The organism is Rhodococcus sp. NPDC019647 (assembly GCF_044389235.1).
Classification (GTDB): Bacteria; Actinomycetota; Actinomycetes; order Mycobacteriales; family Mycobacteriaceae; genus Rhodococcus_F; species Rhodococcus_F oxybenzonivorans.
In genome coordinates, this window is record NZ_JBIRXS010000014.1 from 1 (window position 1) to 20,026 (window position 20,026).

The 20,026-nt window shown below is 66.4% G+C and carries 23 protein-coding genes and 2 pseudogenes; 15 read left to right on the forward strand and 10 right to left on the reverse strand.

Going from position 1 to position 20,026, the window contains the following annotated elements; all coding sequences use genetic code 11:
* The first annotated feature begins 665 nt into the window (after positions 1–665).
* Positions 666–788: a hypothetical protein gene (locus ACH49N_RS22870; RefSeq protein ID WP_269454496.1), complete on the forward strand. Its 123-nt coding sequence runs from the start codon at positions 666–668 to the stop codon at positions 786–788.
* 91 nt (positions 789–879) lie between these two features.
* Here ACH49N_RS22870 and ACH49N_RS22875 read toward each other — a convergent pair.
* The 4 genes and pseudogenes from ACH49N_RS22875 to ACH49N_RS22890 all read right to left on the reverse strand — a co-directional run.
* A pseudogene (locus tag ACH49N_RS22875) lies at positions 880–1,044 on the reverse strand (hypothetical protein); the annotation flags it as partial.
* A 664-nt stretch (positions 1,045–1,708) separates the two neighbouring features.
* Positions 1,709–1,834, reverse strand: coding sequence for a hypothetical protein (locus ACH49N_RS22880; RefSeq protein ID WP_358274849.1), 126 nt, complete (start codon positions 1,832–1,834; stop codon positions 1,709–1,711).
* A 775-nt stretch (positions 1,835–2,609) separates the two neighbouring features.
* Positions 2,610–3,527 (reverse strand): nucleotidyl transferase AbiEii/AbiGii toxin family protein, encoded by a 918-nt coding sequence (locus tag ACH49N_RS22885; protein ID WP_005264128.1) that lies wholly within the window; start codon positions 3,525–3,527, stop codon positions 2,610–2,612.
* Positions 3,528–3,537: 10 nt separating this feature from the next.
* Positions 3,538–4,737, reverse strand: a complete 1,200-nt coding sequence (locus ACH49N_RS22890; protein WP_050785292.1) for a type IV toxin-antitoxin system AbiEi family antitoxin domain-containing protein — start codon at positions 4,735–4,737, stop codon at positions 3,538–3,540.
* A gap of 229 nt (positions 4,738–4,966) precedes the next feature.
* On the opposite strand from ACH49N_RS22890, the gene ACH49N_RS22895 reads away from it, so the two are divergent.
* The 8 genes from ACH49N_RS22895 (at position 4,967) to ACH49N_RS22930 (ending at position 11,056) form a co-directional block, all read left to right on the forward strand.
* Positions 4,967–5,701, forward strand: coding sequence for a MerR family transcriptional regulator (locus ACH49N_RS22895; protein WP_231869157.1), 735 nt, complete (start codon positions 4,967–4,969; stop codon positions 5,699–5,701).
* A gap of 147 nt (positions 5,702–5,848) precedes the next feature.
* The gene (locus tag ACH49N_RS22900) at positions 5,849–6,130 is read left to right on the forward strand and encodes a DUF3892 domain-containing protein (RefSeq protein ID WP_005264133.1); all 282 of its coding nucleotides are present in this window, start codon (positions 5,849–5,851) and stop codon (positions 6,128–6,130) included.
* Positions 6,131–6,282: 152 nt separating this feature from the next.
* The gene (locus ACH49N_RS22905) at positions 6,283–7,293 is read left to right on the forward strand and encodes a nucleotidyltransferase (RefSeq protein WP_005264135.1); all 1,011 of its coding nucleotides are present in this window, start codon (positions 6,283–6,285) and stop codon (positions 7,291–7,293) included.
* Positions 7,278–7,871: a hypothetical protein gene (locus ACH49N_RS22910; protein WP_005264136.1), complete on the forward strand. Its 594-nt coding sequence runs from the start codon at positions 7,278–7,280 to the stop codon at positions 7,869–7,871. The genes ACH49N_RS22905 and ACH49N_RS22910 overlap by 16 nt, the downstream gene beginning before the upstream one ends.
* Positions 7,868–8,380 (forward strand): hypothetical protein, encoded by a 513-nt coding sequence (locus ACH49N_RS22915; RefSeq protein ID WP_005264137.1) that lies wholly within the window; start codon positions 7,868–7,870, stop codon positions 8,378–8,380. Before ACH49N_RS22910 ends, ACH49N_RS22915 begins: the two co-directional genes overlap by 4 nt.
* 397 nt (positions 8,381–8,777) lie before the next feature.
* Positions 8,778–9,413 (forward strand): hypothetical protein, encoded by a 636-nt coding sequence (locus ACH49N_RS22920; RefSeq protein ID WP_005264139.1) that lies wholly within the window; start codon positions 8,778–8,780, stop codon positions 9,411–9,413.
* Between the two features lie 413 nt (positions 9,414–9,826).
* Positions 9,827–10,333, forward strand: coding sequence for a hypothetical protein (locus ACH49N_RS22925; protein ID WP_012687265.1), 507 nt, complete (start codon positions 9,827–9,829; stop codon positions 10,331–10,333).
* Between the two features lie 201 nt (positions 10,334–10,534).
* The gene (locus ACH49N_RS22930) at positions 10,535–11,056 is read left to right on the forward strand and encodes an RES domain-containing protein (RefSeq protein ID WP_231869160.1); all 522 of its coding nucleotides are present in this window, start codon (positions 10,535–10,537) and stop codon (positions 11,054–11,056) included.
* Positions 11,057–11,291: 235 nt separating this feature from the next.
* On the opposite strand, the gene ACH49N_RS22935 is transcribed toward ACH49N_RS22930, so the two are convergent.
* Positions 11,292–11,423, reverse strand: coding sequence for a hypothetical protein (locus tag ACH49N_RS22935; protein WP_358274845.1), 132 nt, complete (start codon positions 11,421–11,423; stop codon positions 11,292–11,294).
* A gap of 235 nt (positions 11,424–11,658) precedes the next feature.
* Between ACH49N_RS22935 and ACH49N_RS22940 the strand changes: the two genes are divergently transcribed.
* A complete protein-coding gene (locus tag ACH49N_RS22940; protein WP_012687262.1) occupies positions 11,659–11,949 on the forward strand; it encodes a DUF4193 domain-containing protein in 291 nt (96 codons plus the stop codon).
* Between the two features lie 162 nt (positions 11,950–12,111).
* Here ACH49N_RS22940 and ACH49N_RS22945 read toward each other — a convergent pair whose 3' ends face one another.
* From ACH49N_RS22945 to ACH49N_RS22960, 4 genes and pseudogenes are all read right to left on the reverse strand, one after another.
* Positions 12,112–12,996 (reverse strand): hypothetical protein, encoded by an 885-nt coding sequence (locus tag ACH49N_RS22945; protein WP_005264148.1) that lies wholly within the window; start codon positions 12,994–12,996, stop codon positions 12,112–12,114.
* Entirely contained in the window at positions 12,986–13,432 is a 447-nt protein-coding gene (locus ACH49N_RS22950) for a hypothetical protein (protein ID WP_005264151.1), read from the reverse strand. Before ACH49N_RS22950 ends, ACH49N_RS22945 begins: the two co-directional genes overlap by 11 nt.
* Before the next feature lie 37 nt (positions 13,433–13,469).
* Positions 13,470–14,201: a hypothetical protein gene (locus ACH49N_RS22955; RefSeq protein ID WP_231869156.1), complete on the reverse strand. Its 732-nt coding sequence runs from the start codon at positions 14,199–14,201 to the stop codon at positions 13,470–13,472.
* A gap of 228 nt (positions 14,202–14,429) precedes the next feature.
* Positions 14,430–14,649: pseudogene (locus ACH49N_RS22960) on the reverse strand (response regulator transcription factor); the annotation flags it as partial.
* 530 nt (positions 14,650–15,179) lie between these two features.
* On the opposite strand from ACH49N_RS22960, the gene ACH49N_RS22965 reads away from it, so the two are divergent.
* The gene (locus ACH49N_RS22965; RefSeq protein WP_005264154.1) at positions 15,180–15,455 is read left to right on the forward strand and encodes a hypothetical protein; all 276 of its coding nucleotides are present in this window, start codon (positions 15,180–15,182) and stop codon (positions 15,453–15,455) included.
* Positions 15,456–15,516: 61 nt separating this feature from the next.
* The gene (locus tag ACH49N_RS22970) at positions 15,517–15,831 is read left to right on the forward strand and encodes a ribbon-helix-helix domain-containing protein (protein WP_005264155.1); all 315 of its coding nucleotides are present in this window, start codon (positions 15,517–15,519) and stop codon (positions 15,829–15,831) included.
* Between the two features lie 272 nt (positions 15,832–16,103).
* Here the strand turns inward: ACH49N_RS22970 and ACH49N_RS22975 are convergent, their stop codons facing one another.
* Complete coding sequence (locus tag ACH49N_RS22975) at positions 16,104–16,877, reverse strand: IclR family transcriptional regulator (RefSeq protein ID WP_012687260.1); 774 nt, start codon at positions 16,875–16,877, stop codon at positions 16,104–16,106.
* Between the two features lie 149 nt (positions 16,878–17,026).
* On the opposite strand from ACH49N_RS22975, the gene ACH49N_RS22980 reads away from it, so the two are divergent.
* From ACH49N_RS22980 to dmpG, 3 genes are read left to right on the forward strand one after another with little or no spacing between them, the layout of a single operon-like run.
* Complete coding sequence (locus ACH49N_RS22980; protein ID WP_012687259.1) at positions 17,027–17,857, forward strand: 2-keto-4-pentenoate hydratase; 831 nt, start codon at positions 17,027–17,029, stop codon at positions 17,855–17,857.
* A gap of 5 nt (positions 17,858–17,862) precedes the next feature.
* Complete coding sequence (locus ACH49N_RS22985; protein ID WP_012687258.1) at positions 17,863–18,846, forward strand: acetaldehyde dehydrogenase (acetylating); 984 nt, start codon at positions 17,863–17,865, stop codon at positions 18,844–18,846.
* Positions 18,843–19,862: a 4-hydroxy-2-oxovalerate aldolase gene (dmpG, locus tag ACH49N_RS22990; protein WP_012687257.1), complete on the forward strand. Its 1,020-nt coding sequence runs from the start codon at positions 18,843–18,845 to the stop codon at positions 19,860–19,862. The genes ACH49N_RS22985 and dmpG overlap by 4 nt, the downstream gene beginning before the upstream one ends.
* Positions 19,863–20,026 lie beyond the last annotated feature (164 nt).

Consider the following 20,026-nt stretch of genomic DNA (forward strand, 5'->3'; position numbering starts at 1 on the left):
CCGCGGCGCTGCTCCCGGTGCTCCGCACCGGGAGACGGGGCGAGTCGCTGCGCTCCCCGCCAGGGAGCCGCTGCGCGGCTCGCAGTGGGTCAATTCCCGTTGCCGTCGATCGAGTCGCTTCGCTCCTCTGAGTTTCCGAAATTAGGTTCTCAACTGCTCTTTTCATCGGAAAGCTCGATTCAGTCCCCCCACATCCCAACGAGGCTGGGGGCGGGGGCCCTCCCCACCGACCACTCGCCTTCCCGCGCCACCCATTGTCATACCCACAGCATACCACCCATCCTTCATGCAACTCGAAACAGTCGAAAATCTCATAATCTCCAAATTTGTTGATTTACAACATATTACGAATCTTATAATCTGCCATTTGTGCACAACTCATGTAAAAGATTATTCACCAACTGATTACTCAAATATATTGCTAATCAACAACTTTCAAAATCAGCCCAAAACCACATGAAACAGACACCCACGCGCACCCCGGCGCCGGCACTCCCCCGGCACGTCGCCGACACCCCCACATCACAAACCGGGGACATGTCACCACACCAGGTCACAGCACCATTACGCCCCCACACAAGTACACCGCCCGCACCCCGGAAGTCGGGCGCGGGCCGCCGCCAGCCCACGCAGATCCCCTAGCTTCGCCGGCGGTTCAGTCGGGGGTGAAGAACAGCTCCATCCCGATCATGAACCACGCCACCATCGCCGCCGTCGGCGCAAAGGGCCTCCCGCACCGGATTCACATGCGCCCGCTCGGTGCCCAGCACCTGACTGAGCTGTCCTGATCGACACCGTCGGAGCGTTGCCCCCGAAACCGAAGATCGGATACAGCCGGGGGCGTTTGCGGGCGATCAACTTCGTGGCCTTCGTCCAGCCCACGTCCCGCAGGCCGCGGAGCGCGGTTTCCAGGTCCCAGGCGGGCCATCCCGGGGTCAGCGGGACCGGTTCGTCGACCAAGACCCGATCCGGGCCCACCGCCGTCAGAAGGACGTTCAGGATCGCCCGCGCCGCCCTCGGTGGGACCTGCACGGACAGGAACACCCGCCGCGACCAGATCGTCCGCGGTGAACCGGTCCGCCTCCCTCACCCGGTCCCCGGTCCTCGACCACGAGTCGAAGTACACTCCGACGTAGGCGCCGTCGCCGCCCAGATACGGGCGGTCGCAATACCGGTTCAGGGCCGCGATTGCCGCAGCGTCCGAATCCGTCACGAGGGCGGTCGGCAGCCGCAATGTCATACCCGCACCCTCCCACCCTTCAGGTGCCGGCGACCGGGAGCCGAGCCGAAGTGCGGCCGTGCGGGGCCACCAGGATGATGCGGTCGCACACCCCACCGACCTGGGCGTCCGAGTAATTCGTGTGGTTTCGCGGAGGTGATCGACCGGCTCCGCGGGGATGTCCGTGGTCCAGGGCAAGCGGTCGCGGCGGACCCGGCCGCAACAACCCCGCAGCGGTTACAAATAGACGACGTCTGCATCCGCCCGCACCCCTGCACTCACCCGGCGAGGACAAGGGCCGGGTCTGCGGGTCGCGACCTGAAGCAGTTCGCGTTCCACCATCGGGATCCGGCGACAGTCGGTAGGTCATCTTGTCGGCGGCCTCGAGCCGCGAAGATCCCCGGCGGCCACCAGCTGGCTGCAACTTTCGCGGTAGTCGATCACGTCGCCGCTCTACAGCCGGGTTCGCATCTGGGGCTCTGGTTGAATTCAGTCTTCGAAACTGACACCACGATGGGCATCGCGGCGGATCTGCTTCAGCCGATCTTCCGCTAGTCGCAAGGCCACCTTGTGTTCTTCCACCAACTTGATTGCGTCGAACTCTGCTGCGGTCACAATAGGCTGATCAGGAACTGTTTGATGTGGTGGCGGAGCTGCTGGCCCGATCCGTTCGGCCCGGACCACCCCTCGTCGCGCCGAGCATTCCGGGCAATCCTCGACTGCGATCGTCCGGGATGTGGAAGTGCGGTGCTGTCTACCCTGGACTGTGTGTCCACACGTGAGTGTGGACTTCCAGATGTCGAGTTCGTGTTCGGGCGTCTTCGAGGCCCTCCCGAACTCTTTTCTGATGACGTCAATCTGCCGGGAGCTGAGCGGCGGTGGCGGGAAGCAGAATCCACAGTGTGTGATCCGTGAGCTATCGATGCCGGTTCGGTAGGCCTGGCAGTCGCGGTGTCTATCGAGGTAATACTTGTTCTCGGCAGCGTATTCCGCACTTTCAGCCGGGGTCATATGGATCTGTGCCGGCCATGGACCGCGGTTGTCGATGAACGGCCTGCCGCATCCTCGGCAGGGCATGTTCGCTTCGAACTCGGCACGGGTCAGGTATGTTCCGTTCTTCTCCCATTCGAGTCGCTTCAGGGTTTCGCGCCGATCCCGTTCCTCGGCTTCGAGTGCGTGACGCATGACTTTGTCGGCGGCGCGCTGTTTCTTTTGTTCCTCCGTGAGTCTGGGCATGCGGGGGACGGTAGTGCCAATCACGTTGTCGCCGCTACGGCCCCTAAACGCGCTTGAACCCCTTCATCTGTCCCATTGTCATCGATTGTCATCGACAACATTCGCCGGCAAGTGGCCCTGTTGCGCGGGCTCGCCTCCGATTCGTCGGAAAGGGTCAGCGCTCGGCCCACTGCTGGCGCAGGTGATCCCACGTTGCCTCTCGGCTCGTCGTGGGTATCCCGGCGAGAATGCTGTTGTAGCACCCGGCGGCCGCGGTCAGTGCAGCATTCAGCTCGTGGAGGGAATCGGGTAGCGGGCTGCCTTTTGCCTGTGCTGGCCAGTTGTCGTGCCAGTCGGGCCCGGGTGTTCGTAGCTCCGGTGGAAGTTCCATGTGATTGCGCACCCGGCGTTGGTTCTCGAGCGCCTCGACTGCCTGTCCCAGAGGGATCGGCAAGCTCTGGCTGATGAGGAGGAGATCGACGAGATCGCGGTACCGGGTCGAGGTGTCACCGGGCGGCGGTTGACCGTTGCGCAGGTGGTATTCGTATATGGCGCAGAGTTTGTCGGCGATCTGGTCGGCGATCGGGTAGACGCGGACCCGGACGGGTTCTACGGTATCGCCCAGGTCGATCACGTGCGGGATCGGATGGATCTCGACCGGTCCGACCAGCCCTCGGTGGGTGACCAGGTCGATGGGGAAGTTGTCGAACACCGTCGTCCCGAGCCGTACCTGCACACTGATCCGAGCGCCCTTGTCGTCGGCGATGTCCTCCTTGCGCGCGATCGTGTAGGTGAACGGGTCGACCTCGTGGCGGAGTATCTCTCGTAGTTTGTCGATGGCGTCTGCGATGTCGGTGAAGGCGGTGGACATCAGGTCGACGTCCTTGCTGTAGCGGGCCTTCGGGAGCCGCACCATCATGCCGGTGCCGCCCTTGAGCACCCAGCCGTCGGGGTCGGCGTCAAACACCCTGGCCAGAAAGCGTGTCATGACGTACGTGCGGCGCAGTTGCTGCAGCGGTTGCCCGCTGCTCGCGGAGCGGTTCTTCAGTCGTTGCTGGATCGAGGCCCGAAATTGATGGGGGGACTGCGTCATTTAGGGAGTCTCATTCGTGTCGAGGCCGGCCTGTGCGTTCGGTATCGCCATCTTGCGCATCCGGAGTCGGGTCCCCGGTGCCCGCCGCCTGGTTCGGCGGTTGCTGTTCGCCACGCAGCCGCGCGGCCATGTTCGCGGCGGCACGGCGGGCCACCGGTTCGATGGCCTTCGCCACCGATGTCGTCATCATGTCTGTGGACGGTGTCTGCAGGCTCTGCAGGAGCGCGGTGCGGGCCGCCTCCATCTCGGGAGGGCCGGCGGCGGCCGCGGCGAGAGCGCGGAGCTGCTCGCCCAGTGGTGCGAGTTGGGTAACCGCGAGGCCCCCGAGTGCGTCCGCGACGCGCGCGTCGTTGGACCTCTTCAGTAGCTCATCGAACCGGCCGGTGGAGGCGGCGAACGCGAAGGGCAGCACACGGTCATCGCGGTCGAGGTCGGCGACCGACCGGGTCGCGAGTGCGGCCGAGGGGCGGTCGGGTAGGCGCGGACCCGCCCGATGGTCGGTAGCGAAGTGGGCAGCTGATGCTTTCGTGCTTCTCCGGTACGCGTCGGCGAGGCCGAGGGTGTTCTGGGAGACCCCGGCTTGGGCGATCAGGGAGTCGAGGAAGGGCCTGCCGTCGCCGAGGACGTGGCCGTAGTCGAAGGCGGACGAGGCGAGGGTGCTCTCGAGTTCCGGGACCGAGACGAGTTCGCGGGCGAGGGCGTCACGGACGATGCCGGCGAGGTGGCCGCCGTCGATTCCCTCGGCGGCGAGGTCGGCGATCGTGCGCCGTGCCGTGGTCACCGGGAGCCCGTCGACGACGGTCCAGTCGTCGACGGCGACGGTTCCGGTGTGGATGCGGATGTCGGGCAGGCGCAGCCGGATCCGTCGCCGGCAGGTGAGCTCGGTCAGGTCGGCGTCGAGGTCGCCGACCTCGTGCAGGTGCGCGGCGCTGCGATGGGAGACCACTCCCCCGGGAAACGGCTGGGACAGGCGCTCCCAGGCGGGGGTGTGCAGGTCGAGCGCGACCCACGCGACGCGCAGGTCCTGGCGGGGGTCGTACGGGAGTCTGGTCATGCGGTAGATCCCGTGATGCACACGCTCGAGCGCGCCGCGGTCCGCGAGCCGTTTCATCTGCACCGCGGTGACACCGAGCATCCGGGCCTGCGCCGAGGTGATCAGGCCCCATTGCTCGGCACCGAACTCCGCCACCGCCACGGCAGCATCACTCATCTTCACGGCACAATAATATCACCCAGAATGCAATTTTCTTGCCCTATTCCGGTGCGGTCGGGGTGCTGCGCACGTCTCGAGGGGGTGCCCCGCAGGGCTCAAGTTCGGATGTGATTCACATAACTACTTGTCGGTAACATCGTCTCGACAGCGAAGCGTACCCTTACTCCAGAGTCAGGTAGGCGACTACAGCAGCACTGTAGATAGACAATGCGAGGGGGTGATCAGGGTGGTGGTACACGAAGAGAACGGCTTCCTCGAGTATCTGGATCTTCAGGGCGACCTCCCCGACCAGGTCACCAAGTCGGAATTGCTGGCGCAGGTCCGCGAGGCCGGGTTCTCGCTGAGCGATCGGCAATTGACGTTCTACGTGACCGAAGGTCTCGTACCCCGCAGCGTGCGGGTCGGGACGCGGGCCGGGACGTACCCGGTAAGCGTGGTCTGGTTGATGAAGTGGATCCTCCAGGCCCGTGACGCCGGCGTATCGATCGAGGCGCTCAAGGAACTGCTGCCGGTGTGGAAGTTCCTCATCCGCGCCCAACGGGACGAACTACTCGACATCGGCGGACTCGAATCCGTCGCCCGCCAGCACGTCACCTCCTACGAGGCGTCCCTCGGCGTGCCGCGGGTGGTGTCCTACGTGCTGATGCGCGCCTGCTGCCCGACGTGCCGCGGGAAGATCCGGGTCGTGTACAAGGACGGGACGGAGAGGTCCCTCAACGACGCCGACGCGACGATCGGTTTCGCGATCGCCCGAACCCCCACAGACGATGCCGACGACGCGGCGGCGGGGACGCCGCAGTGGTGGGCCTCGGCCCGGATCGCCCTGTCGATTCCGAGCAACCACTCGACCGACCCCACGACGGTCATCCTCGGGGTGAAACCGAACGAGGCGCTACCTCCGGACCCGAGCGACCACCCCGGCCACAATCAAGCCTCAACCGAAGAGGAGGAACACATGTGACATCAACCCGGAGTAACAGGTGAGGCGGGCACTGGACATGACCGCCTCAACCCGAGGGCCGCTACGCAACCCGTCTTCGCAGACCCAGCGTAACGCCCTCACTCACCCGACGAAACATCGGCACACAAGAGTGAGGAAATTATTCTCGTGGCAATCAACATCACCGGCATCCGCCTGTCCGGCGGCACCGACCACCAGCACATCGCCCGCCTGTGGTGGACGAACCCGTCGGCCGGCAAGACCGGCGAGAACACCCGCGCACAGATCGTGGCGTGGATCGAGAACGAGGACGGCAAGGCCTACGTCGAGGACGCCCGCGGCAACCGCGTCGACGTCGGCGTCGTCAGCCCCGCCCGGGGTGAGAAGTATCTGCGGACCTACGCAGATCGGGTGTGGACCAACAACCTCCTCGCCCTGCCTCGGCGGTAGCACCGACACCGACACCGGCGACGCAGACAGGATCCCGTCCGCGTCGCCGGACATTCCGGTGAGCAGCCAGATCAGTTCTGCTGCCCCACAACACCGTTCTCCCTTCCGGCCACATCACTGGCCGGCCCTCTTTTCTGGGAAGGAATAGCCCCATGGGCCACACCGTCGACGGCGCATTCGCCGAATTCGACCGCAACCTCAACCTCGATCCGCAACAACGCGAGCAGGCTCAGCACAAGCACACCGCCATCCGCGACGTCCTCGACGATGCCGGCTTCGTCGCGACGAGCTTCCTGCAAGGGTCCTTCGCCCGCAAGACTATGCTCGCACCGCTCAAGGACGTCGATATCGTCATCGTCCTCAAAGACACTCACTGGGAACAACTCCAAGGCCCCGACGGTCCCGCCACGGCGATGGCCTGGTTCCGCCGCGCGATCGAAACGGTGTGGCCGGAAGCAGAATTCGACGAGGGTGACAAGCCGTCCGGAAAGGCCCTGCGGGTGACCTTTCCCGACATCAGCTTCGACATCGACCTGGTCCCCGCGTTCGACCTCGACGGCGCCGACGTGCTGATCGGCGACCGGGATCAGCAGCACTGGGAGCCCAGCAACACCCGACGCCAGCTCCGCGCCGTCGCCACCCGCAACCAGGCCACCGGCGGACGCTTCGTCCACCAGGTCCGCCAGCTCAAGGCGCTGGTCAAGAACCACGAGGAGCAGCTCGGCTTCGTCAAGGGGATCCTGGTGGAATCCCTCGCGTACGCGGCGATCCACACCACGAAGACCGACAAACGTGCCGTCGCGGAGTCTCTCGAACACGCGAAGAACGCGGTCCGCGGTGCGGTGATCGAACCCGCCGGCGATGACGACGTCACCGTCAAGTGGTCCCAGTCTGAGCGTGAAGTCGCCGCCGGGAAGTTCTCCGACTTCGCCGCCCGGGCAGCCGAGGCACTCGACCTCGAAGCAGATGGCGATACCGAAGCCGCGATCGACATCTGGCACAGCCTTTTCGGCGATAGCTTCCCCGCCGCGACACCCCGGTCACCCGGCGCCGCGCTCGCGGCGTGGAACACCGTGGGCAGTCGGACCAGCACCGGCCGGCCGACAACCTCCACCAGTGGCCGGCAACCGACCCGTCCGGGGCGGGCATGGGCACCGCGCTGACCGACCTGTTCGCCGATCCCGGGCGGGCGATCGCCCGGCTGACGACGATGCAGGCCGGCATCGTCGTCGACCGGGCCTGGGCACCACGCATCGGCGGATACGTTCTCGACCTCACCTTCGCCCCGCCCCCGGAAACCGCCACCGCCGGCTACCACAAGGAGCGGGCCCGTATCAGCATCCGCGAGTACGGCGACCCCCTGACGTTTCCCCTCGGACCCGAGCGCCGATGGAAGCACCGCTATCCCGCACCGCTCGGCGCGGACAACGACTACTGGGGGCAGCTCTGCCTGTGGTTTCCCAACGATCCGCGACCGCTGAAATGGGTTCCGGAGGACGGACTCGAGGACTACGTCGACCGCGTGCACCGCCACCTGTTCCTCGAACAGCACTGGCGCCGCACAGACAACTGGCCTACCGAGGACGCACCACACGGCACCCCCACCACGCACAATCTTCCGACCCCCTCGGCGATGGACACCTACCCAATCGCCAGCCGAGCACTGCGCAGGGCGGTCCGAACATGGCAACACCGCCGTCCCACCAACCACGAGCACGACGACCTCCGGAAGAGCCGATGACCGACCTACCCAGCCTCGTACAAGTAGTCCCCCTCGCACTCGGCTCCTCCGTGCTCGGCGGCCTCCTCACCGCCGGCATCAGCGGCCTACGCGAAACCGCCGGAAAACGCCGCGAGGGATACACCCTGGCCACCCGCACCCTCGTCGCCCGAGCCGAATACCCCTACCGCATCCGACGACGCACCTCCGACAACCCCGAAACCCTCACCGCACTCACCCAACTCGGTGGCGATATCCAAGAACAGCTCACCGCCTCCCGGATCTGGGTCAGCACCGAAAGCCTCCGCCTAGGGAAGATCTACGCGAAAACTATCGCGAACATCGACGCCGCAGTCGGTCCGGCAACCCAGGACGCCTGGTCGCAGCCACCGGTCACCAGCGGCAACCAGATGAACCTCAACGGGTGGGGCCCAGGCAGCCAAGACGACCACATCACCGCGTTCGAACGGGCAGTCCGGTGGCGATTCGGGATCCTGCGCCTCATCCCCTTCACCCCTGCCCTCCCGTAGCCGTTGCGGGAACGTCCCGGGCGCAACGCAGCCCACCTGCCCGGGCGTGTCCGACCAGCCGAATACACTGCCGGGCCAATGGACAGCGCACACATCATCACAATGCCCGCCCTCGGCGTCCTCCTCGCCGACGACCTGGTCAACCTCGACAGCGACTGGGTCGAATCGGTCCGGAAAAACTTCGTCTGCGAAACCGACGGCTGCCACGCACGCGTCATCGCCGTCATCGGCCGCACCCCACCCCTGCGCCGTGCACCGCACTTCCGGTCCCACCCCGACTCGGTGCACGAACCGCACTGTCTGTACGCCGACGTCGTCATCGAATCCACCAGCAACGGGAGGCGAACCGGACAACCCACTCACCGGCCAGCACTCTTACCCAAGCCGGCTGGTACCCATGACCGAGCGGACCATCACCACACCCGACGACAACAGCGCCGTCAACCACTCCCGCGGCGGGTCATCCTCACGCCGGACCAGAGGCGACGGCTCCACCACGGTCGATCACCACACCCGGGGAATCGCCCGCACCATCCGCCCGCTCTGCCGCGCCTTCATTGCCCACCCCCACCACCGCAGGGACATGCTCATCGACATCCCCGGCGTCGAGGCCACCCACTACCAATTCGCGTTCAAGCGGCTCCGCGACACCCGCCAGTCCCTCCCGCGGGAGCGGTACCGCCGCGTCTTCTACGCGCCCCTGCGTATCTTCGACCGGCCTGACGAAACCGACGACCGCACGGTCGTCACCCTCTACGCCGGTCGACGCGACCCCGCGGCCAATCGGCTCATTGAGCCGTATCGACTGTTCATCGACCACACCGGATGGACCGACAGCCGCATCCGCACCCTTCGGCGCGACTTGCGCGATGCCCGCGACGAAGCCGAGGACGACTACCTCAACCATGCCGCATCGAAAACCTGGGCCTTCTTCATCGGATCGCAGGACGCCGGCGACCCCTCCGTCTTCCTGGTCGACACTCCGGGCCACATCTGCTTCATCACCGCCGAGATCACACATCCCCGTCTCTGAAGTCGGGTCCCATTGTCGGTGCACGACGGCTTGTCCATCAGCGCCGATCAGCGGAGCCTGCGGATCGTGGGCCGCGGCGGCAGCGGAAGCGGGCCGCAACGAAGAGCCGCCTACCCCTGAAGGGACGCGACGATGCGGTGTGACAGAACAGCCGCTGGCCGCAATAGCGACGACCGACCTTCCACGCTGACTGCGTACACCTCACCCGTCACGCTGCGGGCGGACGTCAGCGCGGCGCGGATCCGCCAGGACTGACAAGTCTTCTGCACCACGAGGGTTCACCTCGCCCTACTCGGTTCCCTCACTCACCCGCTGCTTGTGAAGAAACTGCCCGTTCAGACCGCTGCAGGGTCGTTGCTCAGAGGAATGCTTGACCCCTTGACTTGACCTCCTTGACCGAGGATCACGGTGGCATGAGCACACCACTCAAGAAAGTCGCCGACGACCAGCTCACTGCCAGCGGGATGGCCGCCGAGCAGCTCGACGACGTCGACGCCAAATACGTCGCCGCCGGCGTGAAGAACGTGCTCTCGAACCTCAAGGCCCGCCGCGCATGGGAGAACCACATCGGCGCGATCTTGACCCACAAGCAGGCCGTCGACGCCACCGGCTGGACGAAGCAGGCCCTCAGCCAAGCCGTCAAAGAGTCTCGGGTCCTGCGCCTCGAGGCCGCCGACGGGACGATCGGCTACTGGTCGGGCGGATTGACCGACACCGCACCCCACGTCCCGATCCGGGGAATCAAAGACGTCCTGAAAGTGTGGGCGCACGCCGACGTCCAGTCCTGGACCATCGCCTCGTGGATGTCGAGCCCACGACCCGAACTCGACGACCGCACCCCGAGACAGGCCCTCCTCGACGGTGACACCGTCGATGTCGTGACGCTCGCCCGGCAGGTAGCCGAACGGCTGGCTTCGTGAGCGCTTCCCGAGCGACACAACACCTCGCCGACCCGCCGTCCCCGGACACGCTCCGGGGACGGTTCCCTGTTTACGCTGTGCCCGCCGGCACGACGATGCACCGCACGCACGGGGCCAAGTTCGCTCGGGTTCGGCACCAGCCTCGGGGGCCGCTTCGACATTCCCGGCCCCGACGGGACCTGCTACACCGCCGAGTCCGAACTGATCACCCTCCTCGAGACCTGGTGCGGAATCCAACTCATCCCGAGCCCGGAGATCGCACAACGAGTCATCTCCGCGGTGGTAGTCAACCGAGAACTGCACCTCGCCGACGCGACCTCGAACGCCGCGATCGGATTCGGAATGACGTCCGAGATCTCGACAACCACTGACTACGCGCTCACCCAGCAATGGCCACAGGCACTACACGCAGCCGGCTTCGATGGAATCCGATACTGGGCGCGGGACGAAATGACCCACGTGCACGCCTGCGTCGCCCTGTTCGCACCCAGTGGGGACCAGACCAGCACGGTGGCAGTCCCCAGCGGCTTCACAGTGGTGGGCACCGACACGTTTGCCGGATCGCACCGACCTCTGGGATTCGCTGTACGAGACGGCCGGGATCGAAGTCCTGGACATCCCCGGCAGCATCTAAAGCCAGGCCGTCCCGAGACATCGCTGAGCGTCTCGGGATGGGCGTCTCGGGGTGGCATCGAAGGCGCGACCCCGGGCCGTGCGCGCTAGAGAGCCGTAGAGAACGCAACAACGGTGGTCACCGAACCACCCATCCGACTCTGCGATCGCGTGAAGGAGTGCACTGTCCACGAGGAGGTCGAGCAGCTCTCCGGTGGACTCTGAGACCCCCGACGCCGAGTTCGGCGGGAACAGCCGACGATCTGGTCGCCCGGGCGGTGGCCGGCGCTCTCACGCAGGGTCCTGGGTGCAGGTCGCCGCGCCATACGATCCGGCACCGTGCCGGTCAGCGGAAGATCGTCCACACCGCGGCGGCGGCGAGCGCTACTACGACCACAACCATCACCACGGTGACGAGGGGTTCGTGATCGGCGAGAAGTTGCTGCATGACAGGAAGTCTCCCAGTCCCGGTTCCCATCAGAGCAAGCTAGCGAGCGCGAGCACCGACACGCGCACTGACCGCATGGAAGCACCGGCAACGACCTGCACGCCCCAGACGACGGCAAACCAGTATACGGAGCCGAACCGACGCCTAAATCCCCTCACCGCCCAGGATGTTGAGCCCCCGCACGCCGCACCCCGAGAGCCTGTCGCGCCGCCGGACCCTCTAGTGTGGCGGGTCCAAACCCGCAGAGCATGAGGAAGCAGCAGTCATGGCCACCGACTACGACGCCCCCCGAGTCACCGAATCCGACGAGCCGGACACGTCCCTCGAACAGCTGACCGCCAGCCGGAAAGACACCCAGTCCCCCGCCGTGGACGTCGAGGACGCCGACACCGCCGAGTCCTTCGAACTGCCCGGCGCCGACCTGTCCGGTGAAGAATTCACCGTCCGCGTAATCCCCAAGCAGTCGGACGAATTCACCTGTACCAGTTGCTTTCTGGTCCACCATCGCAGCCGCCTCGCCGAACATCAGCAGCTGATCTGCCGGGACTGCGCCTGAGAACGTCGATCAATCGGAGTGCCTCGCATCTCCGGAATCCCGGCTTCCCGGATTCGGACGTCATCGTCGTCGCCGAGCAACCTCTCACGTCGCCCGTGGGCTCGCGGCCGAGGCGTTGCGGATTCAAATCCTGGCGGGTGGCACGTGGCACGGACGGAAAGGTCAGGGCTCGGGTCGGTCGGCCGGAATCTGCGGGTAGACCACGACACCGTTCTCCTTCACCCACGTCTCATCTCCATCATCGGCGTGCTCGACGAGCAGCTCGACCGTCGGGATCTCCGCGGACAGTGGATGATCGAACGCAGCCCGCGCGTTACGCGCGCACACCGTCTCTTCGGAGTCGCCGGCGTAGAGGGCGTCGATGACGAACCCCGGGGTGAACCGGCCACCGAACCCGTCACCGCCACGCAGCGCTTCCTGCCTGCCCCGCCACCAACGGGTGAGGGCACGGGCCCGCACAATGTGCGCCGGTGCCTCGACGTCGAGGATCGTGAACTTCTCATACTCCGCGTACGCGAGATCTCTCAGTAGCCGCGGGCCGAGGCCGGGCCAGCTGAACGTGCCCTCGAGGACCAGGTTCTCCCCACGGGCCAGACAGATCTCGGTGATGATGTCGAGGAGCTTCGTCGACTCGGTGTGCACCAGGGTGGCGAGTTCACGCGGCATCAGGCGGTGCCCGTCCGCGAGGTCGATCTCTAGGAGGTCGGTGTAGATGCCCTGCTCGACGGCGTCCCGCAGCAGAAAGTCCTTGAGCTTGTCCGCATCGAGCACCCGCCATCCCTGCCCGGCGAGGTGCCGGCGGTTGATACTCGACGACTTCCCCACCCCCGGTGGTCCGGCGGTCGCCAACGCCAGGAACTGACGGCCGACACCGACGTTGGTCTGCTCGGCCAGGTAGGCATCGACGATCGCATCCCGCGTGCGGCGACGGGCAACCGGGCCGAAGAGATGGATCGAGGCGCGGGCACCGTCCTTGTCGAGTTTCCCGCCGGGCCGGCACCAGGCCTCGATCTCGGCGGCGACCGCGGTGGCCGGATCAGAGTGCATTCGCCCGCGCACGCCGGTCGGCCGTGGCCGCGAGAAGCACCCGATAGTCGTCGTCACCGAGCAGGTCGCGGGAGCGTTCGATCTGATCCCACGTCCCCCTCAGATAACTGGCACCGAGCGGGTCGTCAGCCGGGACATGCCCGAAGGTGTAATCCCAGGCCACCAACTCGGCCATCATCCGATCATGATCGATCCGCTTCGCCGCATGCTCGAGCAGCACCTCCCGCGGGGAGCGGTCCCGGGCCGACGGGTTCAACCGCAGCTTCTTCACGATCCGGCTGACCTCCGGCTGCGTCACGGCCAGGTTCTTCGCGATCACCCGCTGCGGCACCTGATTGTCCGTCGCGTGCGCCACCGCACGCAGCAACTTGATCTGCAGCAGTTCCTTCTCCGCCGGGATCGCCCGCAGATCACGCTCCACATCCGTCAACGCCACCGTGCACCACCTCCAACTGCAGTTATACAAAATTGTATCACCGCAGAGTTAGCCTCGCCGGCCGAGCGGCTCGGCGGCTACCCGGCCACACTGCGACACAAGAGCGCCGTCGTGTACGCGGAGCACCGCCCGCATAGTTCCGCCGTGGTTCAGCCCTGCCGGCACACCTGCTCAGTCCGTTCCCCGCTTTATCGTGCCGCGTTTGCGGTGCGGACACCACGGCGATCGTGGCCGCGCGGTCGGCGCGGCCCACGACGGGCAGCGTGGCGCCTGTCCCCGCGGACAGCGTCGTTCGCAACTCGCGCACCCCGAGCTCGGACAAACCGTCGAACGAATGCGCATGGACACCGCGGGATCGTAGTGCGTCCACCACCTCCGATTCGTCGTCGACGAACGCCGACAACCACCGCCCGACCGCCCGACAATGGCCAGCCTTGACCTCCACGGCCGGCCGGACATCATCACGAGAGCGGCACAGCAACGCTCGCCCTTGCGGAAATCCGTGCTCGCCGAGCCACAACCGGGTCTGCCCCGCGCACGAGACCGGTCGGGTCGTCGAGTACACCGGAACGAATCCCAGACCGGCCACCGCCTCCACCAGGTCCCGGCCCGGCTCGACCACCGCCGCTTGCCCGACATGTTCAAAGAACCGCTGCCATGCCCGTCGGCGACTCGCCGCCGAGTCGCCGGCCAAGATGTGAGCGAATTTTGACAGGTCCGCCAGCCCACCATCGATGTCGAACATCACCACCCGCTCACTACCGCTCACCTCCCAGAGCCTAACCACCGCGCCGGCCAACTCCCCGGCGCCACGCCCAGACCGACACAACCTCGCGTACACGCTCTAGCGAATAGGTGTCCGAATATTGTTGCTACAAAGGTTGATTCACTCTTCGCCTGCGATGTCGTGTTACAACGCGTCGCGCATCTGCTTGTTGCCGATGATCGACCCATTCGGTTCGGCGAAGGACGCCGAGTCGGCCTCGGCTCGGTGCGATCAGGACTTCTGGCCCTGCTTCTGCACGATGATCCAGGCCGCGATTTGAGTACGAGAGGCGAATCCCAGCTTGGAGAGTACGCGCTCGACATGCCCCTGCGCGGTGCGTTTGCGAAATGACGAGCCTGTCGGCGATCGACTTGTTGGTGAAGCCCTCGGCGACAAGTTCGGCTATCTGCTGTTCCCGGCGGGTCAGACTCGTGGGCCCCGATCCCGCGGAGTGCTGACCGTCGCCGGCACCCCCACACCACAAACCAGGGACATGTCGTCACACCAGGTCACAGAACCATTACGACGAGCCGGCCGACACGCCCTGAGCGCTACCCGAGCAAGTCCCACCCGACTAGTGCGTGTGTGAATCCGCTGGACGGGGATCGACGGCTCCACGACAGCGGGAGCGCCTCGAGCAGGCAAGTGACGGTGAGTAGTTCCCCTCCACCACCAGGAACATCATGTACCCCACGAACCGCTCCCCACGAAACACGGGTGGACTGCACGACCGCAGATCGTCGCCACGAGCAGACGAGAAGAACTTCGTACGCAGGGCGCCATTAGCAACCAGTAGCGCGATTTCGCGAAGGCCAAGCCCCTCGACCAACTCCAAGACGACAGACGGTGCGGGACCTGCCGCAACGAGACCTCACGCCCGATGACCCAACGGCTTTCCAACAGGCGGTTTCTCACTCGATCCAAGGGTCGAACTTGTAATTTCGTAGTACAGAATACCTATTTCTGTAGTACAGTATTGATGTGGCGATCGAATGGGCGACCAGCGCAGACAAACACGGCATCGACCGCGACGACGCGTTGCACGCGATCGAGAACGCCGTGTACGTCGAGCAAGAGTTCGACGAACCACGCGTTCCCGGGCACTCAAAGCCTTGGCTGTTCATCGGTCCTCCGCGCACACTTGGGGGTCCGTTGCTCGAAGTCATGGTGGAGATCGTTCCGCCGCGGGGCATGGTGGTTTTCCATGTGATGCAGGCGCGGCAGAAGCATCTCGACCGCATGAAGGACCAGCCGTGACCGCCCGATCCCCGGTTGCGCAGGCATCCGGTCCAACCACACTCGAAGGGGTGAAATACCGATGAACAGCAACGATAAGAACTCCGATTACGACGGGCTCGCCGAGTGGGCGGAGCACGAGATGACGCTGCCGAAGAACTCGGCCACTGCCAAGCGGGGCGCCGAGGCCGCCGCAGCGGGGCGCGAACTGCTCGAGAGGGTGGGCGCCGGCCGTCCGTCCTTGGCCGGCGCCAGCGGCGAATCACCCAAGCGGCAGGTCCGACTGCCGGCGCCGCTGAGCAACAAGCTCGACGAACTCGCTGAACGCCAGCACCGTAAGCCCAGCGAACTGATGCGTGAGGCCGTCGAGGAGTACATCCAGAGGCACTCCGCCTGACCACAACCCGCGACCGACCCGTATCAGCGAGGCGGTCAATGTGGGCGTGAAATTTAGATTCGCTCTGCCCTCGTCCCTCGCTTCGGTGAGCCACCGCGCAGCACACCGCGCGTCGCCACGACCACGAATTATCCACGCGGACACGCTCTCCCTCAGGTGACGGCGTTATACACCCGCGGCCGCTGCGGCGGTTTCATGCCAAGTGTGGCTTGGGCCAGACGGGGTCGGAACGGGTCACTGGATTCCTGAAGACGCAGAGAGTGGTACGAACTTCATCGAGTGTCGGCAACAAGCTGAGTACGGCGAGAAAGTGTCAAGCCGATGCCGTCAGCCGCTGCGCGGACCGACGTGGCGTGCGTGTCAGGGCGGAAGCGGTGGGACGGGCCGGTCACGCTGATCGCCGCGACGGCGTCCTCGCCGTCGCGGACGGGGGCGGCCACGCACACGATTCCGGTGGCGGATTCCTCGTATTCGTAGGCCATGCCCTCTTCTGTGATGCGGTCGAGCTGGGTGCGCAGCGATCCGGGCAGGATGATGGTCCGCGGGGTGTAGCGGGCCAGCGGAGCGGAGAGCACCTGCTCCCGTAGGGCGTTGTCGGCGTGGGCGAGCAGCACCTTGCCGATTGCGGTGCAGTGCACCGGCATCCGGCCCCCGATCCTCGATGGTGCGCTCGCCTGCCGATGGCCGCCGATCTTCGACAGGTACACGACCTCCGTCCCGTCGAGGACCCCCAGGTGCACCGTCTCGTGGGTGCGGACATAGAGGTCCTCCATGAACGGGATCGCCACCTCGAGCAGGCTGCGCTCGACCGACGCCCGCATGCCCAGCTCGAATAACGAGCCGCCGAGCCGGTAACCGGCATCGGTGCGGTCCAGCATTCGCACCGCCACCATGTCGGAGAGGACCCGGTGCAGCGTGCCCTTCGGGATGGACGTCCGCCGGACCAGTTCGGCCAGCGACAGGGTCGAGTCGTCGATGGTGAACGCATGCAGCACCATCATGACCTTGCCCAGCACCGTCGTGCGGTCGAACTCCTGATCGGACACTGCCGGCTCCTCCCTTCCGCTGCTACCGGCGACGTCGTCCACGATACGGCGCGTGTTCGGCTCAGTGGAACGCAATGCTTGGCGGACGATCACCCCGCGGCGACAGTGGAACCCACAGTCCATTCGCCACGATCACATCGGGAAGTCAGATGAGCACACCTCAGGGCACCAGCCTGCCCCCCACGGCGCGAGCCACCGCCGACGCTATCGCCGTCGCTGCCGAGCGGTTGAGCACCGCCGCCGCAACTTCCACGCCGTGCACCCCGGTCCGCGACCTGATCGGTGCCGACGACGTCGCGGCGGCGTATGCCGTCCAGGAGCGGATCGTCGCGGACCGGATCGCCGCCGGTGCGAGTGTGGTGGGCCGCAAGATCGGGCTGACCTCCCCGGCGGTCCAGCAGCAGCTCGGCGTCGACCAACCGGACTTCGGGGTGCTGTTCGACGACATGCGCTGCGCGGAGGCCGGCCCGATCCCGCTGTCTCGTCTGCTGCAGCCGAAGGTGGAGGCGGAGATCGCGTTCGTCCTCGGCCGCGATCTGGTGGACGGGCCGCTCGACGACGCCCAGATCCGCGCTGCCGTCGACTACGCGGTGGCCGCCCTCGAGATCGTCGACAGCCGAATCGCCGGGTGGGACATCACCTTCGGAGACACCGTCGCCGACAACGGGTCGAGCGGGCTGTTCGTCCTCGGTGCCGATCGGCGCACCCTCGACTCCTTCGACCCGGTCGCCGCGCAGATGCAGATGTTCATCGGCGACACCGAGGTGTCGACCGGCACCGGTGCCGCCTGCCTCGGTGACCCGGTGCGGGCGCTGGCCTGGCTCGCGCGCACCGCCCGCGAGTTCGGCCAACCACTACTGGCCGGTCAGGTGATCTTGTCCGGGGCCCTCGGGCCGATGGCCGCCATCGACAGCGCCGGCACCGTCCGCGCCGACATCACCGGTCTCGGATCGGTCACCGCAACCTTCACCCAGGAGTGAGCACCATGAGCGAGAACACCCGTAAGGTCACCGTCGCGGTGATCGGATCCGGCAACATCGGCACCGACCTGATGATCAAGGTGATCCGCCACTCCGACGTCCTGCAGATGGGCGCGATGGTGGGCATCGACCCCGACTCCGACGGCCTCGCCCGCGCCCGCCGCCTCGGCGTCCCCACCACCGCCGTCGGCGTCCACGGCCTGCTGGAGCTGCCGAACTTCGACGAGATCGACGTGGTCTTCGACGCCACCTCCGCCAAGGCACACGCCGCCAACGCCGCCCTGCTCGAACCGCTCGGCAAACGGCTGATCGACCTCACCCCGGCCGCCCTCGGCCCGTTCGTGGTGCCGGCGGTCAACCTCGACGAACACCGTCACGCCGCCAACGTCAACATGGTCACCTGCGGCGGTCAGGCCACCATCCCGATCGTCGCCGCCGTCTCCCGCGTGACACCGGTCGCCTACGCCGAGATCGTTGCCTCCATCGCCTCGAAGTCCGCGGGACCGGGCACCCGGGCGAACATCGACGAGTTCACCGAAACCACCTCCCACGCCATCGAAACCGTCGGCGGCGCCCGCCGCGGCAAGGCCATCATCGTCCTCAACCCGGCCGACCCGCCGCTGATCATGCGGGACACGGTCCTGTGCCTGATCTCCGCCCGCGACCCGGCCACCCACGACGCCATCCGGAACTCGATCCAGGCGATGGTCGAGCACGTCGCGACCTACGTGCCCGGCTACCGGCTCAAGCAGCAGGTCCAGATCACCCCGGTCCCGGACGGCCAACCCGTGCACACCCTGCTCGCGTCCGGGGACACGGCGGCACCCACCCACCAGGTGTCGGTGTTCCTCGAAGTCGAAGGCGCCGCACACTACCTGCCGGCCTACGCCGGCAACCTCGACATCATGACCTCGGCCGCGGTCCGCTACGCCGAGTCCGTCGCCGACACGATCGCCGCCCCGGCGGCAACCCAGGGAGCCACCCGATGACCACCAGGCTGTTCATCCAAGACGTCACCCTCCGCGACGGCATGCACGCCGTCCGCCACCGCATCACCCCCGACGACGTCGGAAAGATCGTGGCCGCGCTCGACGCCGCCGGGGTCGACGGCATCGAGGTCGCCCACGGCGACGGACTCGCCGGCGGATCGCTGAACTACGGCCCCGGCAGCAACACCGACTGGGAATGGATCGAAGCCGCCGCCGCCAACCTCACCCACGCCCGGCTGACCACCCTGCTGCTGCCCGGCATCGGCACCATCGCCGAACTCGAACACGCCTTCCGACTGGGCGTGCGGTCCGTCCGGGTCGCGACCCATTGCACCGAGGCCGACGTCGCCGCCCAGCACATCGGCAAGGCCCGGGAACTCGGCATGGACGTGTCCGGCTTCCTCATGATGAGTCACATGACCACCGCACCCGAGCTCGCCGCCCAGGCCAAGCTCATGGAGTCCTACGGCGCGCACTGCGTGTACGTCACCGACTCCGGTGGCCGGTTGACCATGGACGGGGTCCGCGACCGGGTCCGCGCCTACCGGGACGTGCTCGACGAGGGCACCGAGATCGGGATCCACGCCCACGAGAACCTGTCGCTGTCGGTCGCGAACTCCGTCGTCGCCGTCGAAGAGGGTGTCACCCGGGTCGACGCCTCGTTGGCCGGGCACGGCGCCGGCGCCGGCAACTGCCCGATCGAACCGTTCATCGCGGTCGCGGACCTGCAGGGCTGGAAGCACAACAGCGCCCTGTTCGCCCTCCAGGACGCCGCCGACGACCTCGTCCGGCCGCTGCAGGACCGGCCCGTGCGCGTCGACCGGGAAACCCTCACCCTCGGCTACGCCGGTGTGTACTCGTCGTTCCTCCGGCACGCCGAAGCCGCGTCCCAGCGGTACGGCATCGACGTGCGCACCATCCTCCTCGAGGTCGGCCGCCGCGGCCTCGTCGGCGGACAGGAAGACCTCATCGTCGACATCGCCCTCGACCTGCGTAGCCGAGCAGGCGGCAACTGAGACTGCGGCGCCGTGACGGTGGCGAGGTCTACCGTCACGGCACGATCATGCAGATACCTGTTCCGGTACGCGGCGGCGGGATCTGCTGGCGACCGTCACCGTGACGACAGTGTCGAGGGGACGGGCAGCTGCAGGGATTCAGCGGGTGAACAGTGCGGCGGCGT

Coding starts and splice junctions, on each gene's coding strand:
- ACH49N_RS22980 (WP_012687259.1), top strand. CDS start 17,027: ATGAGCACACCTCAGGGCACCAGCCTGCCCCCCACGGCGCGAGCCACC.
- dmpG (WP_012687257.1), top strand. CDS start 18,843: ATGACCACCAGGCTGTTCATCCAAGACGTCACCCTCCGCGACGGCATG.
- ACH49N_RS22925 (WP_012687265.1), top strand. CDS start 9,827: ATGAGCACACCACTCAAGAAAGTCGCCGACGACCAGCTCACTGCCAGC.
- ACH49N_RS22905 (WP_005264135.1), top strand. CDS start 6,283: ATGGGCCACACCGTCGACGGCGCATTCGCCGAATTCGACCGCAACCTC.
- ACH49N_RS22935 (WP_358274845.1), bottom strand. CDS start 11,423: ATGGGAACCGGGACTGGGAGACTTCCTGTCATGCAGCAACTTCTCGCC.
- ACH49N_RS22915 (WP_005264137.1), top strand. CDS start 7,868: ATGACCGACCTACCCAGCCTCGTACAAGTAGTCCCCCTCGCACTCGGC.
- ACH49N_RS22885 (WP_005264128.1), bottom strand. CDS start 3,527: ATGACGCAGTCCCCCCATCAATTTCGGGCCTCGATCCAGCAACGACTG.
- ACH49N_RS22945 (WP_005264148.1), bottom strand. CDS start 12,996: ATGCACTCTGATCCGGCCACCGCGGTCGCCGCCGAGATCGAGGCCTGG.
- ACH49N_RS22985 (WP_012687258.1), top strand. CDS start 17,863: ATGAGCGAGAACACCCGTAAGGTCACCGTCGCGGTGATCGGATCCGGC.
- ACH49N_RS22920 (WP_005264139.1), top strand. CDS start 8,778: ATGACCGAGCGGACCATCACCACACCCGACGACAACAGCGCCGTCAAC.
- ACH49N_RS22970 (WP_005264155.1), top strand. CDS start 15,517: ATGAACAGCAACGATAAGAACTCCGATTACGACGGGCTCGCCGAGTGG.
- ACH49N_RS22890 (WP_050785292.1), bottom strand. CDS start 4,737: ATGAGTGATGCTGCCGTGGCGGTGGCGGAGTTCGGTGCCGAGCAATGG.
- ACH49N_RS22940 (WP_012687262.1), top strand. CDS start 11,659: ATGGCCACCGACTACGACGCCCCCCGAGTCACCGAATCCGACGAGCCG.
- ACH49N_RS22910 (WP_005264136.1), top strand. CDS start 7,278: ATGGGCACCGCGCTGACCGACCTGTTCGCCGATCCCGGGCGGGCGATC.